Source organism: Gordonia terrae (assembly GCF_051789125.1).
GTDB lineage: Bacteria > Actinomycetota > Actinomycetes > Mycobacteriales > Mycobacteriaceae > Gordonia > Gordonia terrae_A.
In genome coordinates, this window is record NZ_CP196526.1 from 1,437,343 (window position 1) to 1,452,480 (window position 15,138).

Genomic DNA, 15,138 nt, shown 5'->3' on the forward strand with positions numbered 1-15,138 from the left:
AGATGGGGGTTGTGCGTGAGTTATCCACCGGGACAGGGTTCGGGCCACGGTCAGGACGACTGGGGGACGGTGCCGAGCTCTGGACCGTCGGAGGGCTCCGGTCCCAACCTGAGCAAAGGTGACCAGGGTCAGGCTCATCAGTCTCCCGAATACGCACCCACCGAGTTCGGCCAGACGTACCAGCCGAATCCGAATCCGTCGTCGAACCCGTATGAGCAGAACCCGTACGGCCAGAATCAGTACGGCCAGAACCAGTACGGTCAGAACCCCTACGGGTCGCCGTCGTCGGACCCTTACGGACAGCCGCCCGGATCGACGTACGGTCAGTACAACGATCCGTATCAGGCGGGCCAGGCGCCGGCGTACGGAACGGCCGGGTACGGATCGCACCCCTATGGCGCTGCACCTTACGGCGGTGGTTATGGGTATGGCGCCCCGCAGCAGAAGAGCACCAACGGAAAGGCGATCGGGGCGCTGGTCTCGGGCATCGTCGGACTGGTGATGCTCGCCGCGTGCTTCCTCATCTCGTTCCCGGTGGGCATCGCCGCCGTCGTACTGGGCGTCATGTCCCGGCGCGAGGTCGAGCAGTCGGGCGGCACGCAGACCGGATCGGGGATGGGCCTGGCCGGGATCATCACCGGAGCGCTGAGTATCGTCGGCGCGCTTGTGTGGGTCGTCCTGTTCATCATCATCATCGCCGCGGGCAATTCGACGGATTCGGTCTACTACTACTGAACGAATCTCGGGTCCTTTCGGGACCGCGATCGTCGACTCCGGCCGAGTTCGGGGTGCTTACTCATTACTCTGTGCGTGATGTGCAGCCGTGTGCTGTGCACGCACGATCGTCGCGCCGGCCCAGCGGGCGCCCGGTGAAAGGCACCTGATGACGAACACGCCCGACGGCGGGGATCCGCGAGATCCGTCCGCCGCGCCCCGGCCCTCGGCCGATCCTCATGAGCCGCCTTCGGCCGGGCCGGATTCCGCGGCATGGGAGCCCACCCAGAAGGCTTCGGTGAGCGAATCCGAGACGTGTTCGGTGCCGGTGTCATCGGCGCCGGGGGCCGTACCGGAGGGGACCGAGGTCCCCGACTCGCACAGCCCCGCCGATGACGTGACCCGCGTGATCCGCACCGGCGGCGCGCCGCCGGGCGGATCCGACGGTCCGGTGCAGCCCCCGGCGGGTGGCCCTCCGGCGGGGGCAGGTCCGCCGCCGTCCGCCTACGGCTCCACACGCGTGATCTCCACCCGCCCGCCCGCCGGGCCATCGCCCCAAGCCGGACGCCCCCACGCCGGTCCGACTCCCCGGCCCGCGCCGCCGGGTCGTCACCAGCCCGGCCCCGGGCGGCCCCCGGGTTATGGCCCGCCACCCGGTCACGGGCAGCCCGGCGCGCCGATGCGGGGGCAACCCGCGCAACAGCCCTACAGCCAGCCCTCACCGGCCCCGTCACCCGCGCAACACGTCCCGCCTCAGGACGCACCGCCGCAGGACGGAGCCGGAGGGTCGTCCACCAACACCCTCGCGATCGTCGCGCTGGTCGCCTCGCTGTTGGGTCTGGTGTGCAGTGGCCTCGGCGGCCTCGTCGGTCTGGTGCTCGGCGTGGTCGCCCGCAAACAGATCGCGGCGTCGCACGGCACCCAGACCGGTGACGGCGTCGCCCTCACCGCGGTCATCATCGGCGCGTTCGTGGTCGTCGTGTGGGTTGCGTATTGGCTGGTCGTCGTCCTCACCGAAGCCCGCACCCCGTGGGACTACTTCTGACATCGAGGCAGGTCGGCGTCGGAGTGATGGCCATTTTGGAGCTGGGCGTCTTCGCCAGGTAGTCTGGTCGGGTTGTGTGCCGCGCCCGCGCGGGCAGAGGGGCGCACTGATGAGGCCGATCCAGTGACGACTTGCGTCACCAGCGGCCACGCAGACCACAGTAGGAGAAGGGCTCAACCATGGCTGTACCGAAGCGCCGGATGTCGCGGGCGAACACCCGTAGCCGTCGATCGCAGTGGAAGGCGGACAACCCCGCACTGCAAGAGGAGAAGGTGAACGGCGTTCCCGTGCGGATTCCGCGTCGGCTCGTCAAGGCGGCTCGCGCCGGCCTCATCGATCTGGATCGTCGCTAGTCTCGTTCGGTAGCCGTTCCGGCACCGCACCGTCTCACCGATGACCGCCCCCGGGAACGTCCGGGGGCGGTCATTCGTGTGCGTGAGCCCCGGCCGGTTGCCCTGTGTCCTGAATGAGGTGTTCTCGTGCTCCTCGAGGTGCTGAACTTCGCAGGTATCGCGGTCTTCGCGGCGTCGGGTGCCACGCTGGGGGTCCGCAAGGACTTCGACGTCTGGGGCATCATCACCGTGGGAGTGCTCACCGGTGTCGGCGGCGGAGTGATCCGCGACGTACTCCTCGGCATCAACCCGCCCGCCTCGATAGACGGCTGGGGTCCGGTCGTCACGGCGACCGCCGCCTCGGTCCTGGTGTTCTTCTTCCACCCGGCCTTCACGGCGCTTCACCGCTCGATCCTGGTTCTGGACGCGTTCGGGATGGGTCTGTTCGCCGCGACCGGCGCCGGTATCGCGATCGACGTCGGCGCCAGTCCCTTCGCCGCGACCACCGTCGGGCTTCTCACCGCGGTCGGCGGTGGTGTTCTGCGCGACGTGATCTCCAACGAGATCCCCCTGCTGCTCCAGCCCTCCGACCTGTACGCCGTACCCGCGGTTCTCGGTGCCGCGGTGGTTGCGGTGGGTGCCACCTACGCCTCCGCCCCGGGGTGGGTGTGGCTGGTCGTCGGCTCGGTTCTCGCCACCGGACTGCGGCTGGCGAGCTTGCGTTTCGCCCTGCGCTTGCCGACCGCTCGTCGCTGACCCGCTCGCAAACCCACCACCGATGGACAGGTCCGCCACCGATCATCCGGTGGCTTTGTCGATGAAGGGTGGGTTTGTGAAGGGTGGCACGCCCGCGAGACGAAGAGCGCCGGTGAGCAGGGCGGCGAACGCGGTCTTGTCATGAAGGTCGCGCCAGGTCCATCGGACGACGGTGTACCCCAACGACCGCAGCTTGTCCTCGCGCGCCTTCTCTTCCACGACCGTCTGCCAGGCGGGCTTGTCGCCGCCGAGGGCCCCGCTGTACTTGACCATCCCGTCGAACTCGCCGACGACCCCGTCGGCGAGGAGGAAGTCGACGCGTGCGGTGAACGAGTCGTCGCCGATGATCACCTGCTGACGGGGGACGGGAAACCCTGGGATCTCGAGCATCACTGCACGGCTGAGTGATTCACCCACGCTCTCAGACAGTGCGCTCGCCATCGGCAGCATTCGACGTAGCGTTTCCACACCCTTGAATCGCTTGCTCGACTCCAGGATCTCCGACATCCGGGCAGGGTCGGCCCCGTCTGCGAGTGCGGAATCGAGGACGACCAACGCCTGGCGACTGTTGCCGAGCCGGGCGAGGTCGCACGCGGTGCGCTCGATCGAGGTGACGCACACCCCGTCGATCACCACGATGTCCTCCGGAGCGACGACGGCCTGGTGCCTGATCATGCGGGCAGTCCGTTTGCCGACCTTCGGTGACGTGACGTGGACCCGGGTGACGTCGGCGTTGAGCATCGGCAGTCGGTGCATCGCGGCGGCCGACACGTGACTGAAGATCCGGCCGGGTCCGCCGGCGCCGGCCGCCGCCAGCACGGTGAGACGGTGATGTGCGACCCGGTCGAGCTCGGCGACGAGCTCACGATCGGCCATCGCCCCGGGCCACAACCGGGTGAGTTGCTCGGCGTCGACCCGTCGCTGCAGCTGTTTGTCCGTGCTGTCGGTCCGGACTGCGGCGGAGCGTCGAACAAGGCCGTACTGATCGGCGGAGAGGTCCATGGGTCTTGGACGCATCTTCGACGTCGCCGGTGCCACCGGAGAACAAACCCACCACCGATGGACAGATCCGGCACCTCAACGGTGGTGGATGTGTCCACCCGTGGTGGGTGTGTCCCGGGCCGCGAGCGACTACTGAGCGATGTACTTGTTGACGGTCCGGTTCAGGAAGTTAGGGATGAACTTGGCAGCGTTCTGCAGAAAGAGGGTCTGCGCACCGACGGAGTAGCTGGTGCGGTGCAGCAGCTTGTCCTGGCGTGTGGGGTGCACCGACTCCCAGATCTTCTCGGCGACCTGCTCCGGGGTGATGCGGATACCGAGTGTCTTGGTGGACTTGGCGCCGCCGGTGGCCAGGGCGGTCTTGGCCCACAGCGGCCAGATGCTGACGACGCGGATGTCGTCGTGCTCCCATTCCAGCTCGAGGGCTTCGGTGAGCCCCGCGACGAAGAATTTGGTGGCCGAGTACACGGCGATGCCGGGCTGGCCGTAGATGGCCGACGCCGATCCGATGTTCACCAGGTGCGCGCCCGGCGTCTTCTTCAGATAGGGGTAGGCGGCCTGCGCGCCGAGTGCGACACCGAGTGCGTCGATGTCGATCTGACGCTTGATCTGATCGGGGGTGATGTCCTGGATCTCACCCTCGTGCAGGATGCCGGCGTTGTTGTCGAGGACGTCGAGGGTGCCGCCGGTGTGCGAGGTGAACTCGGCGAGGGCGTCTGCCCACTGCTGTGGTTCGCGGACGTCGATGGTGCCGGTGATGAAGTCGGGGTGGTCTGCCTTCACCTTCGCCAGGGCGTCCGGGTCGACGTCGTACACACCGACCGTCCATCCCTCACGTCCGAACCGCTCCGCGGTGGCGAGACCGATACCGGCGGCCCCACCGGTGATGAAGATGGAAGGCATGCGAACTCCTGTCGATGAACGGGTACTTCAATGGCGGCGCTGACCTGCGACGATCGTGTCCGATGACGAACTTACCGGTGAGTATATTCGCTGATTCGTTTACTACGTCACCAGGCGGTGCTATCTTGACAACACGCATTGTCATTACATCGATCATTGTCACGATCGACGACGACCGGAAGCGAGTTCTCCATGACCGCCGCGATGGAACGATCAGAGAATGTCATCAGTCTGCGCGACCAGGGCACCGAAGAGGTGTCGGCACGCTTGCTGGCGTCGGCTGCCCGGCTCTCGCGTAACGCGATGACCGAGATCGACTGGTCCAAGCCGATGGACCCCACCAAGTACGGGTGCAGCCCGGAATGGTCCTCGCTGTACGGCACAGAGTACTGGGACGAGCTCACCGAGGAGCAGCGCATCTCGGTGACCCGCCACGAGTTCGCGTCCATCATGAACATCGGGATCTGGTTCGAGATGATCCTGCAGGAGATGGTGATCCGCGATCAGTACCTCGGCGACTACCACGGTTCGGAATTCCAGTTCGCCCTGACCGAGGTCGCCGACGAGTGCCGGCATTCGCTCATGTTCGCGAAGGCCTCCGAGAAGATGGTCGGTGCGTCCTACCATCCGTCGAAGAAGGTCTCCCGACTGGGCAAGATCTTCATGCAGACCGCGAAAAACGAGGTTGCATACGCGGGAATCCTTGTCGCCGAAGAGGTTCTGGACGTGTTCCAGCGCGGATGCATGCGTGACGACCGGGTTCTGGACTTCATCCGCACCGTCAACGAGATCCACGTCCTCGAGGAATCGCGGCACATGAAGTTCGCGCGGGAAGAGGTCCGCGACTCCCTACAGGGCGTCAGCTGGGCCCGCCGCCAGTTCAGTGCACTCTCGGTGGCCATCGGGGCCTACTTCATCGTCACGAGTCTGGTGCAGCCCAAGGCCTTTGCCGACGCCGGGCTCGACGTCGATCGCGCCGTCCGCGAGATGCGCGGCAACTCGCACTTCCACTCGATGATCCGCAGCAGCTGCGCACACCTCATGGAATTCCTCGACGAGGTCGGCCTGCTCACCAAGCCCGCCATGCGTTACTACCGGAAAGCGCACATGCTCTGATGTTCGTCATCACCCAATCATGTTGCAGCGACGCGGCATGCGTCTCGGTGTGCCCGGTGAACTGCATCCACCCGACACCCGAGGAACGCGGCTTCGGCAGCTCGGACATCCTGCACATCGACCCCGAGGCGTGCATCGACTGCGGGGCCTGTGCCGACGCATGTCCCGTCGACGCGATCTATCCCGCGGACAAGCTCGGCACCCGCGACAAGGTGTTCATCGACATCAACGCCGACTTCTACAAGAGCAACCCGGACGTGAAGTCGGGGTGGGCCCCGGTCGACGAGGAATCCGGGTCCACGGTCAACTACCCGGATGTCCCGAAACTGCCTGCGGGACTACGGGTCGCGCTGGTCGGCACGGGTCCGTCGGGCGGTTACGCACTGCGGACACTGCTCGACCGCACCGAGGCTCAGATCACCGTCATCGACAAGCTGCCGACGCCGGGCGGGCTCGTCCGGGCGGGCGTCGCGCCGGACCATCCCGGAACCAAGGGTGTTCTGCGCGGCTTCGACCTGCTGTACCGCGATCCGCGCGTGACGATGATGACCAACGTGACCGTCGGGGACGGTCCCGGCGAGGTCACACCCGCCGAGCTGGCCGAACACTTCGACGCCGTGTTCTACGCAGTCGGCGCGAGTGAGTCACGGCGCCTGGGCATCCCGGGTGAGGACCTACCCGGCTCGACATCCGCCACCGACCTCGTGGCCTGGTACAACGGTGTGCCCGGCGTCGATGCGGGACCGCCCCTCCGTCGGGGGACGACCGATGACCCGGCCACGGGTCGCGCGGTCGTCGTCGGAACGGGCAACGTCGCGCTCGATGTCGCACGGATCCTCGTGTCGCCGCCGGAGCTGCTCGCGACGACCGACATCGCCGACCGCGCACTGGACATCCTGCGTGAGCAGAACGTGCACGAGGTCGTGTTGCTCGGTCGCCGGGATCAAGCGTCGGCCGCCTACACCGCGGCCGAATACCGTGCGCTGTCGGAGATCCCGGGTGTCGAGGTCGAGGTCATCGATGGCCTCGACGGCGAGGTGCCTTCCTTCGCGGAGCCGGCCGACCCGGCACGGCGTCGGATCGTCTTCCTCTTCCACAGTTCGCCGGAAGAGATCACGGGAGACCCGCAGGTCGAGTCGATCACGGTCCGTACCGGCGAGGGACGCCACCACATCGCGACCGATCTGGTCGTCCGGTCGATCGGCTACCGGTCGACGCCGATCCCCGGTGTGATGTTCGACGACCAGCGCGGGGTCTTCGGCAATGTCGACGGCCGGTTGGTCGACGAGACGGGCGGCATCGTGCCGGGCGGATACGTACTGGGCTGGGCGAAGCGCGGACCCAGCGGCGGTATCGGGGCCAACAAGATATGTGCGACGAGCACCGTCGAGGACTTCATCGACGACGCCGCTGCCGGGCGGTTGAACCGCACCGAGCGTGAGCCGGGCGCCTTCGCCGCGCTCGTCCGCAAACGCGTCCGGACGGTCATCGGGTATCGAGGCATGCGCGCCATCGACCGCCGGGAGCGTCGTCGTGGTCTCGAACAGGGCCGCCCCCGGGTGAAGTTCACGCAGATGGCGGAGATGGTGGGCGCTGCGGGGTGGCGGCGGGGCTGACGCCCGGTCGAGGTCGCCGGTGCCATCGCCGGTCGACAATCGGGCCGCTCTCCGCAACCCGAACACGCGGTGAGAACCAGACAACGCCGCCGTAACACCGCGGCAAGTCGCATTTCATCCGCCTCGCGGATAGTGGCCGCATGTCGAGCACTCCACATTTCCTGCAGGGTGTATACGCGTTCACCGGCACGGGTCTGACCAAGCCGGCGCCGATCGACGCCTCGCTGACCTTCGTGGTCCCGTCGGGAATGACAGCCCAGCCGTTGTACTTTCGCGGCGGTAACAGCTCCGACGAACTGATCTGCGTGACACTCATGCGCGACGGTTCGCCGATGCGGATGTTCCCGATGGGAGCGCGGTCGTCGGTGAACGTGCCGCTGCGTGTCGTCGAGGATGTGGATCCCGATTCCACGCTCGAACTGGTCCTCGCAGCACCCGAGGGTGCCGGCGGGCAGGTCGTGGTCGACTTCGGGCTGGTCGTGTTCTGATGAGCGGCGACAGCGCGGCGGTACCCGGCGACACATCCCGCGAGAAGCGCCGGCTCGTGGTCGTGGGCAACGGTATGGCCGGTGCGCGAACAGTCGAGGAGATCATCTCCCGGGGTGGTGGCGACCAGTTCGACATCACGATGATCGGCGACGAACCGTACGGCAACTACAACCGGATCATGCTCAGCCACGTGCTCGCCGGGGAGAGCAGCGTCGACGACGACGACCTCATGCTCAACCCGATGGCGTGGTACCGGGAGAACGACGTCACGCTGTACTCGGGCGATCGCGCCGAATCGATCGACAGATTCGCCAAGACGGTCACCTGCGCGAGCGGTCGCGTCATCGGGTTCGACGTGCTGATCATCGCCACCGGGTCGCACACCTTCTTCCCGAACATGGACGGATTGCGCGAGCCCGACGGCAAACTCGCGCGCGGTGTGTTCGGTTTCCGCACCATCGAGGACACCAACGGGATGCTGCAGATGGCGACATCGCGAGATCATGTGCGTGCCGTGGTGATCGGGGGTGGTCTGCTCGGACTCGAGGCCGCGTACGGACTGCAGACGCAGGGCGTCAGCGTCGATGTCGTCCACTCGCCCGGACACCTGATGAACCAGCAACTCGACGAACGTGGTGGACGCGTGCTGCGCAACAAGATCGAGTCGCTCGGCGTGGGCGTGCACACCGGCAAACGGACAACCTCGGTGCTGCGCAGCGAGAGCGGCGCCATCACCGGAGTCGGCTTCACCGACGGTGATTCGCTGCCCGCCGACATGATCGTGGTCACCGCCGGAATCCGGCCCAACGTCGAGATCGCTCGCAGCGCCGGCCTCGTCGTCGAGCGCGGGATCGTCGTCGACGACCAGATGCGCTGCGAGGACGAGGCCTTCATCTACTCGGTCGGGGAATGCGCGCAGCACCGCAGCGAGGTCTATGGTCTGGTGGCACCTTTGTGGGAGCAGGCTGTGGTGCTCGCCGACGTCCTGACCGGTGCGAATCCGCAGGCGGAATATCACGGTTCGCGGTTGACGACGAAACTGAAGGTCGCCGGTGTCGACGTCGCCGCGATGGGCGTCAAGGGCCCCGAGCGGGATGACGATGAGTTCGTCCAGTTCTATGAACCGCGCAACGGCGTCTACAAGAGCGTGGTGGTGCGCGACAACAAGCTCATCGGGGCGATGTTGCTCGGCGACATCTCGAAGGTCAGCTTTCTGACCCAGGCATTCGACGACAAGGTTCCGCTGCCCGACGAACGCATCTCGATGCTGTTCGATCTGGGCACGCCCAGCGCCGAGACCGGTGCCGCCGAACTCGCCGACGACGTCCAGGTGTGCAACTGCAACGGCGTCACCAAGGGCGACATCGTGAGTTGTGTGGCATCGGGGTGCACCAGCGTCGGTGAGGTGTGCGCGAAGACGCGCGCAGGCAAGGGGTGTGGATCGTGTAAGGGTCTCGTCGCCGACATCGTGGAGTTCGCCGCAGGAGACTCGCTGACCACGGACGCCTCCGCGGAGTGGTACGTCCCCTCCATCCCGCTGACCAAACCCGAACTCATCGATGCCATCCGCCGCCAGGATCTGCGGTCGGTCAGTGAGGTGTTCGCCAAACTCGCGCCCGGGGGTGAGGACGCGACCGCGAAGATGCCGGTGGCATCGCTGCTGCGGATCATCTGGGGATCGGACTGGAAGCGCGAACCCGGAGCCTTGTTCGTCAACGATCGTGTGCACGCGAACATCCAGCGAGACGGGACCTTTTCGGTGGTGCCCCAGATGAAGGGCGGTGTTACCTCACCCGACCAGCTCCGCAAGATCGCCGATGTCGCCGAGAAGTACTCGATCCCGATGATCAAGGCGACCGGCGGCCAGCGTCTCGACCTGTTGGGCGTCAAGAAAGAAGACCTGCCCAAGGTGTGGGAGGACCTCGGCATGCCGTCGGGTTACGCCTACGGCAAGAGCTTCCGGACCGTGAAAACTTGTGTCGGCACCGACTATTGTCGGTTCGGGCTCGGGGATTCGACCCAGCTCGGCATCGACATCGAGACGCGGTACCAGGGACTCGAGTCGCCCGCCAAGCTCAAACTGGCCGTGACCGGCTGCCCGCGGAACTGTGCCGAGGCCCTGTGCAAGGACTTCGGCGTGGTCGCGATCGGTGACGGCAAGTGGGAGATCTACGTCGGTGGCGCTGCCGGCGCACACATCCGCAAGGGAGAAGTGCTGGCGACCGTGGACTCGCCCGCGGAGGTGATCCGGTTGTGCGGCATCTTCATCCAGTTCTACCGCGAACGTGGCAAATGGCTCGAGCGGACCTACGACTTCGTGCCGCGGATCGGCATCGAAGAACTCCGTGCCATCATCGTCGACGATCGGGACGGGCTCGTGGCCGGTCTGCAGGAACGGATCGACGAGGCGGTGGAGGCCTACGTCGATCCGTGGCTCGACCGTGCCGCACCGAAGTCGCCCGCACAGTTCACCTCGGCGCTGCCGCTTCTCCCGCTGCCACAGGTGCCCGTGCGATGACCAGCGTGAAAGCCGAACCGGGCATCGTGATCGGACTTGTCGATGACCTCCACATCGGCGAGAGCCGGGCATATGCGGTGCACGGCAGGCAGATCGCCGTGTTCCGGCTCACCGACGGAACGCTGCGCGCGACGGATGCGGTGTGTCCGCACCGCGGCGGACCGCTCGCCGACGGCCAGTTCGATCTCACGAAGGTCGTCTGCCCGCTGCACCAGTACGCGTTCGGTTTCGCCGATGGAGGGTGCACATCCGCTGATGTCGGCGGCATCGGTGTGTACCGCGTCGAGGAACGAGACGGCGAGATCGTTCTCTGGCTCTAGGGTCGCGTCCACCGACAAACCCACCCCCGATGGACACATCCGCACTTGCCCGGATGGTGGATATGTCCATAGGGGGTGGGTTTGTCGGTTGGGGCGGTCCGGCTCCTCAGTACACGTCCCGCACATAGCGCTTGTCGGCCGCGAGTGCCTTCACGTAGGCCTCGGCGCTGGCGGGGGAGCGTCGACCGTACTGCGCGACAATCCCTTTCAGTGCGGCGTCGACGTCCTTGGCCATGCGCGTGGCATCGCCGCAGACGTAGACGTGGGCCCCGTCGTGGAGCCACTGGTAGAGCTCCTCGCCGTGTTCGCGCATGCGGTCCTGGACGTAGATCTTGCGGTCCTGGTCGCGGGAGAACGCGACATCGAGGCGTGTCAGCAGGCCGTCACCCAACATCGTCGTGAGCTCGTCGCGGTAGTAGAAGTCGGTCGCGGAGTACTGCTCGCCGAAGAACAGCCAGTTTTTTCCACTGTGTCCCAACGACTCTCGTTCCCGCAGGAATCCGCGGAACGGGGCGATGCCGGTTCCGGGTCCGATCATGATCATCGGGGTGTCCGGGTCCGCGGGCGGACGGAAATGACTGGTGGAGGTGACGAAGACGCCGACCTCGTCCTTGGCGCGATCGGCGAGGAACGTCGAACAGACGCCGCCGCGCGGGGTCCCGTACACGTTGTACCGCACCGCCGACACCGTGAGTTGCACCTCGTCGGGACTCTCGAGGGGACTCGACGAGATCGAGTAGGAGCGTGGGACGATCGGCTTGAGGACCTGCATCCACTCCTCGACGCCGGCGGTGACGGGGTGATCGGCCAGGATGTCGACCGACTGCCTGCCCCATGACCAGTCGTTGAACTGCTGCCGGTTGCCGGGCGCCGCGAGGGTCTTGAGGTCGCCGGAACCCGTGCGATCTCCGATGAAACGCGCGAGATCCGGGGTCACGCGGGCGAATTCGAGGCGTTCGCGCAGTGCGGTGTGCAGCGGCATCGCATCGCCGCCGACCGTCACCAGTGCGTCGCTGTCGAGCCCGGTGCGGGTGAGGAACTCGTCGACGAGGGCCGGATCGTTGTGCGGCCACACGCCGAGTGCATCCCCGGCCTGATAGGTCAGGGTGTCGGTCGGGAGGCGGAAGCCGAAGTTGCGCACGTCCTTCGCCGAGCCGGCGCCGTTGAGTCTGTCGTTGCGGACGAGTGAGGTGATGAGGGGCTTCTTGCGCGAGTAGGCGGGTGCGGAACGAACCGACGGTGCGGCGGCGGAGTCGGCCGGTTCGCTGACGACCGTGACCCGGTCGGCGGTCACCTCGGAGGTGGGGGCCTTGTTGCCCATACTGATCGCCCGGATGACATCGTTGAGCCAACCGCCGGCCGTCTCCTCGAAGTCGGGTTCGCAATCGACCCGGTCGACGAGTCGGCGACCACCGAGCTCGCCAATCCGTGCATCCAGCTTTCGGCCGTGACCGCAGAAGTCGTCGTAGTTGGAATCACCCAGCGCGAGTACGGCGTAGTCGATCCCCGACAGGTCCGGCGCATCGTCGGAGTTGAGTGCATCCCAGAACGACGACCCGTTGTCGGGTGGGTCCCCGTCTCCGGTGGTCGACGTGACGAACAGAGCGGTGCCACGGAGTTCATCGACCGCCACGTCGTCCATCGACCTGGCGTCGACGTTGCGCCCGCTCGCCTTCACCCGCTCGGCGGCCTCGACCGCGAGTTCCTCGGCGTTTCCCATCTGCGACGCCCACAGCACGGTGACCGTGTCGGCGGGTGCCTGCGCCGGGGCCGGGTCAAATCCCGGCACCGGCGAGTCGGCACCCGCTTCGGCGCGTGAGTACATGCCGGCGAAAAGACCGGACACCCACATCCGGACGTCGCTTCGAAGAGGGGCGTCCGCCGGAACGGTCGGCACCCCGGTGCGGCCGGTCTCGAATCCGGCGGCCAAACCCGCCAGGTACAGCTCCTCCGCGGGCAGCAGGGTGGGTCGGGGTACGGCCGGAACACCCAGCGCCACAGCGAGAGGCGAGACATCACCGGAACCCTCGGCGGGCGGTGATGGCGTGGGCGACCCGACCACCCGGGTCAGGGTCACGGCGCACACCTTCAACTCGGGCTGTTGGGACAGCGGGTCCACCGCGTCGGAGGTGACGGCGTTGATGGCGAGATGCTCACCGAAGACGTCGTTCCAGTGGAAGGGGACGAAGCAATTCCCCGGGCGGACCCGGTCGGAGATGCGCGCGGGCAACACCGCCCGCCCGCGGCGCGAGGCCACCTCGACCTTGTCCGTCTTCGAGACGCCCAGCCGTTCGGCATCCGCGGGATGCAGCTCGACGAACGGTCCGGGGTTCAACTTGTTGAGCTTCGCGACCCGCCCGGTCTTGGTCATCGTGTGCCACTGGTGCGGTAGCCGTCCGGTGTTGAGCAGGAACGGGTAGTCGTCGTCGGGCATCTCGTCGGGATCGATGTGCGGACGGGCGAAGAACTGGGCACGACGCGTCGGGGTGGCGAAGGCCAGGCGCGGCACCGAACCGTCGTCGAGACGGTGGAGCGTCTGGCTCCGGCCGTCGTTGAGGTATCGAATCGGGTTGCGGGAGGGGACGTCCGCCGGATCGGGCGAGTCCTCGTCCGCGGGCGGGCACGGCCATTGCACCGGCGTCCGGCGGAGCCGGTCATAGGTGATACCGCGCAGGTCGTATCCGGTGTTCGGATTGGCGAATCGTTTGATCTCCTCGAACACCTCCTCGGCACTCGAGTAGTCGAAGGCGTGGGCGTACCCCATCTCGGCAGCGATGCGGGCGATGAGCTGCCAATCCGGAATGGCCTGTCCTGGTGCCGTTAGCGCCGGCTCGAACAGCGTGAGGTTGCGTTCCGAATTGACCATCACCCCGGTCGATTCCGACCACAGCGTCGCGGGCAGTACCACGTCGGCGTACTGGTTGGTCTCGGTCTCGGCGAAGGTGTCCTGGGTGATGACGAGGTCGGCGCGCTCGAGTCCTTCGATCACCGTCTTCCGATTGCCCACCGACGCAACCGGGTTGGTGCAGATGATCCAGCACGCCTTGATGTCCCCGTCGGCCATCCGGCGGAACATGTCGACGGTCCCGCCACCGACGTCGGCGCGGAGCGTGCCCGCAGGGAGTTCCCACACGTCTTCGACGAACTCGCGGTCGGCGTCGGACATCAGCGCGCGCTGTCCGGGCAGACCCGGCCCCATGTAACCCATCTCGCGGCCGCCCATGGCGTTCGGCTGGCCGGTCAGCGAGAACGGCCCACTCCCGGTCCGGCAGATCGCGCCGGTCGCGAGGTGGAGATTGATGAGCGCGTTGGTGTTCCACGTACCGTGCGTCGATTGATTGAGCCCCATCGTCCAGCAGCTCATCCAGTCGGCCGCTGTCCCGATCATCTCGGCGGCCGCGCGCAGATCCGCGGCTGGGATGCCGGTGATGGCCTCGACGACGTCGGGTGGGTACTGGGCGGCGAACTCCGGCATCTGCTCGAAGCCGTCGGTGAACGACGCGATGAACTCGTCGTCGGTGTGGCCGCCGGCGATGAGCAGATGCAGCAGGCCGTTGAGCAGAGCCAGGTCGGTGCCGGACTTGATCTGCAGGAACAGGTCGGCCTTCTCGGCGGTGGCCGTACGACGCGGATCGACCACGATGAGCTTCGCGCCCGCCTTGACGCGATCCATCATCCGCAGGAACAGGATCGGGTGGCAGTCCGCCATGTTGGCGCCGATGACGAGGAAGACGTCGGCATGGTCGAAGTCCTGGTACGACCCGGGCGGACCGTCGGAGCCCAGCGACAGCTTGTAACCGGTGCCGGCGCTGGCCATGCACAGACGTGAGTTGGATTCGATGTGTGTGGTGCGGAGGAAGCCCTTGGCCAGCTTGTTGGACAGGTATTGCGCTTCGAGCGACATCTGACCCGAGACGTACAGCGCGACCGCGTCGGGTCCGTGCTCGTCGACGATCGCCCGCAGGCGGCGAGCCGTGTCGGAGATGACGGCGTCGAGGTCGGCGGGCCGCAGTTGGCCGCCGCGGTCGTCGCGGACCAGGGGAGCGTGCAGACGTCCGCCGGCAGCGAGCATGTCGGCCGTTGTCGAACCCTTGGTGCACAGTCGCCCGAAGTTGGTGGGGTGGTCGGTGCGCCCGACCGTCTTGGTGACCCGGTCGGAACCCTCGTCGACCTTCATCTCCATGCCGCAACCCACGCCGCAGTAGGCGCACAGGGTCATCACCGATCGGGACACGACGGATCGAGTGGGTGCGGGGACGGTCACGGCTCCCAGCGTCGGAGCCGCATGTTTCGCGACCCGAAGCCCGGCGTTACGCATCCATCAACTTGA

Annotated in this window: 12 protein-coding genes; 9 read left to right on the forward strand and 3 right to left on the reverse strand. The window is 66.7% G+C overall.

All coding sequences use genetic code 11. The features are described 5' to 3' along the window. Positions 1 to 15: 15 nt before the first annotated feature. The 4 genes from ACSUZC_RS06560 to ACSUZC_RS06575 all read left to right on the forward strand — a co-directional run bounded on the left by ACSUZC_RS06560 (position 16) and on the right by ACSUZC_RS06575 (position 2,847). The gene (locus ACSUZC_RS06560) at positions 16 to 735 is read left to right on the forward strand and encodes a DUF4190 domain-containing protein (RefSeq protein ID WP_439032065.1); all 720 of its coding nucleotides are present in this window, start codon (positions 16 to 18) and stop codon (positions 733 to 735) included. A gap of 148 nt (positions 736 to 883) precedes the next feature. Beyond that, positions 884 to 1,759, forward strand: coding sequence for a DUF4190 domain-containing protein (locus ACSUZC_RS06565; RefSeq protein ID WP_439032066.1), 876 nt, complete (start codon positions 884 to 886; stop codon positions 1,757 to 1,759). 179 nt (positions 1,760 to 1,938) lie between these two features. Continuing rightward, positions 1,939 to 2,112 carry a 50S ribosomal protein L32 gene (rpmF, locus tag ACSUZC_RS06570; protein WP_188330030.1) on the forward strand — a complete coding sequence of 58 codons (174 nt, stop codon included), beginning with the start codon at positions 1,939 to 1,941 and terminating at the stop codon, positions 2,110 to 2,112. Positions 2,113 to 2,238: 126 nt separating this feature from the next. Further along, complete coding sequence (locus ACSUZC_RS06575; RefSeq protein ID WP_439032067.1) at positions 2,239 to 2,847, forward strand: trimeric intracellular cation channel family protein; 609 nt, start codon at positions 2,239 to 2,241, stop codon at positions 2,845 to 2,847. Positions 2,848 to 2,889: 42 nt separating this feature from the next. On the opposite strand, the gene ACSUZC_RS06580 is transcribed toward ACSUZC_RS06575, so the two are convergent. Then, entirely contained in the window at positions 2,890 to 3,849 is a 960-nt protein-coding gene (locus tag ACSUZC_RS06580) for a hypothetical protein (RefSeq protein ID WP_439032068.1), read from the reverse strand. A 129-nt stretch (positions 3,850 to 3,978) separates the two neighbouring features. Beyond that, a complete protein-coding gene (locus tag ACSUZC_RS06585; RefSeq protein ID WP_439032069.1) occupies positions 3,979 to 4,749 on the reverse strand; it encodes an SDR family oxidoreductase in 771 nt (256 codons plus the stop codon). Positions 4,750 to 4,941: 192 nt separating this feature from the next. Between ACSUZC_RS06585 and ACSUZC_RS06590 the strand changes: the two genes are divergently transcribed. The 5 genes from ACSUZC_RS06590 to ACSUZC_RS06610 all read left to right on the forward strand — a co-directional run bounded on the left by ACSUZC_RS06590 (position 4,942) and on the right by ACSUZC_RS06610 (position 10,808). Beyond that, positions 4,942 to 5,865 (forward strand): AurF N-oxygenase family protein, encoded by a 924-nt coding sequence (locus tag ACSUZC_RS06590; RefSeq protein ID WP_439032070.1) that lies wholly within the window; start codon positions 4,942 to 4,944, stop codon positions 5,863 to 5,865. After that, complete coding sequence (locus ACSUZC_RS06595; protein ID WP_439032071.1) at positions 5,865 to 7,481, forward strand: FAD-dependent oxidoreductase; 1,617 nt, start codon at positions 5,865 to 5,867, stop codon at positions 7,479 to 7,481. Before ACSUZC_RS06590 ends, ACSUZC_RS06595 begins: the two co-directional genes overlap by 1 nt. A 140-nt stretch (positions 7,482 to 7,621) precedes the next feature. Then, positions 7,622 to 7,969 carry a molybdopterin oxidoreductase gene (locus tag ACSUZC_RS06600; RefSeq protein ID WP_439032072.1) on the forward strand — a complete coding sequence of 116 codons (348 nt, stop codon included), beginning with the start codon at positions 7,622 to 7,624 and terminating at the stop codon, positions 7,967 to 7,969. Next, the gene (gene nirB / locus ACSUZC_RS06605; RefSeq protein ID WP_439032073.1) at positions 7,969 to 10,488 is read left to right on the forward strand and encodes a nitrite reductase large subunit NirB; all 2,520 of its coding nucleotides are present in this window, start codon (positions 7,969 to 7,971) and stop codon (positions 10,486 to 10,488) included. Before ACSUZC_RS06600 ends, nirB begins: the two co-directional genes overlap by 1 nt. Next, positions 10,485 to 10,808 (forward strand): Rieske (2Fe-2S) protein, encoded by a 324-nt coding sequence (locus ACSUZC_RS06610; RefSeq protein ID WP_439032074.1) that lies wholly within the window; start codon positions 10,485 to 10,487, stop codon positions 10,806 to 10,808. The genes nirB and ACSUZC_RS06610 overlap by 4 nt, the downstream gene beginning before the upstream one ends. A 106-nt stretch (positions 10,809 to 10,914) precedes the next feature. Here ACSUZC_RS06610 and ACSUZC_RS06615 read toward each other — a convergent pair whose 3' ends face one another. Beyond that, positions 10,915 to 15,027, reverse strand: coding sequence for a molybdopterin-dependent oxidoreductase (locus tag ACSUZC_RS06615; RefSeq protein ID WP_439033012.1), 4,113 nt, complete (start codon positions 15,025 to 15,027; stop codon positions 10,915 to 10,917). Positions 15,028 to 15,138 lie beyond the last annotated feature (111 nt).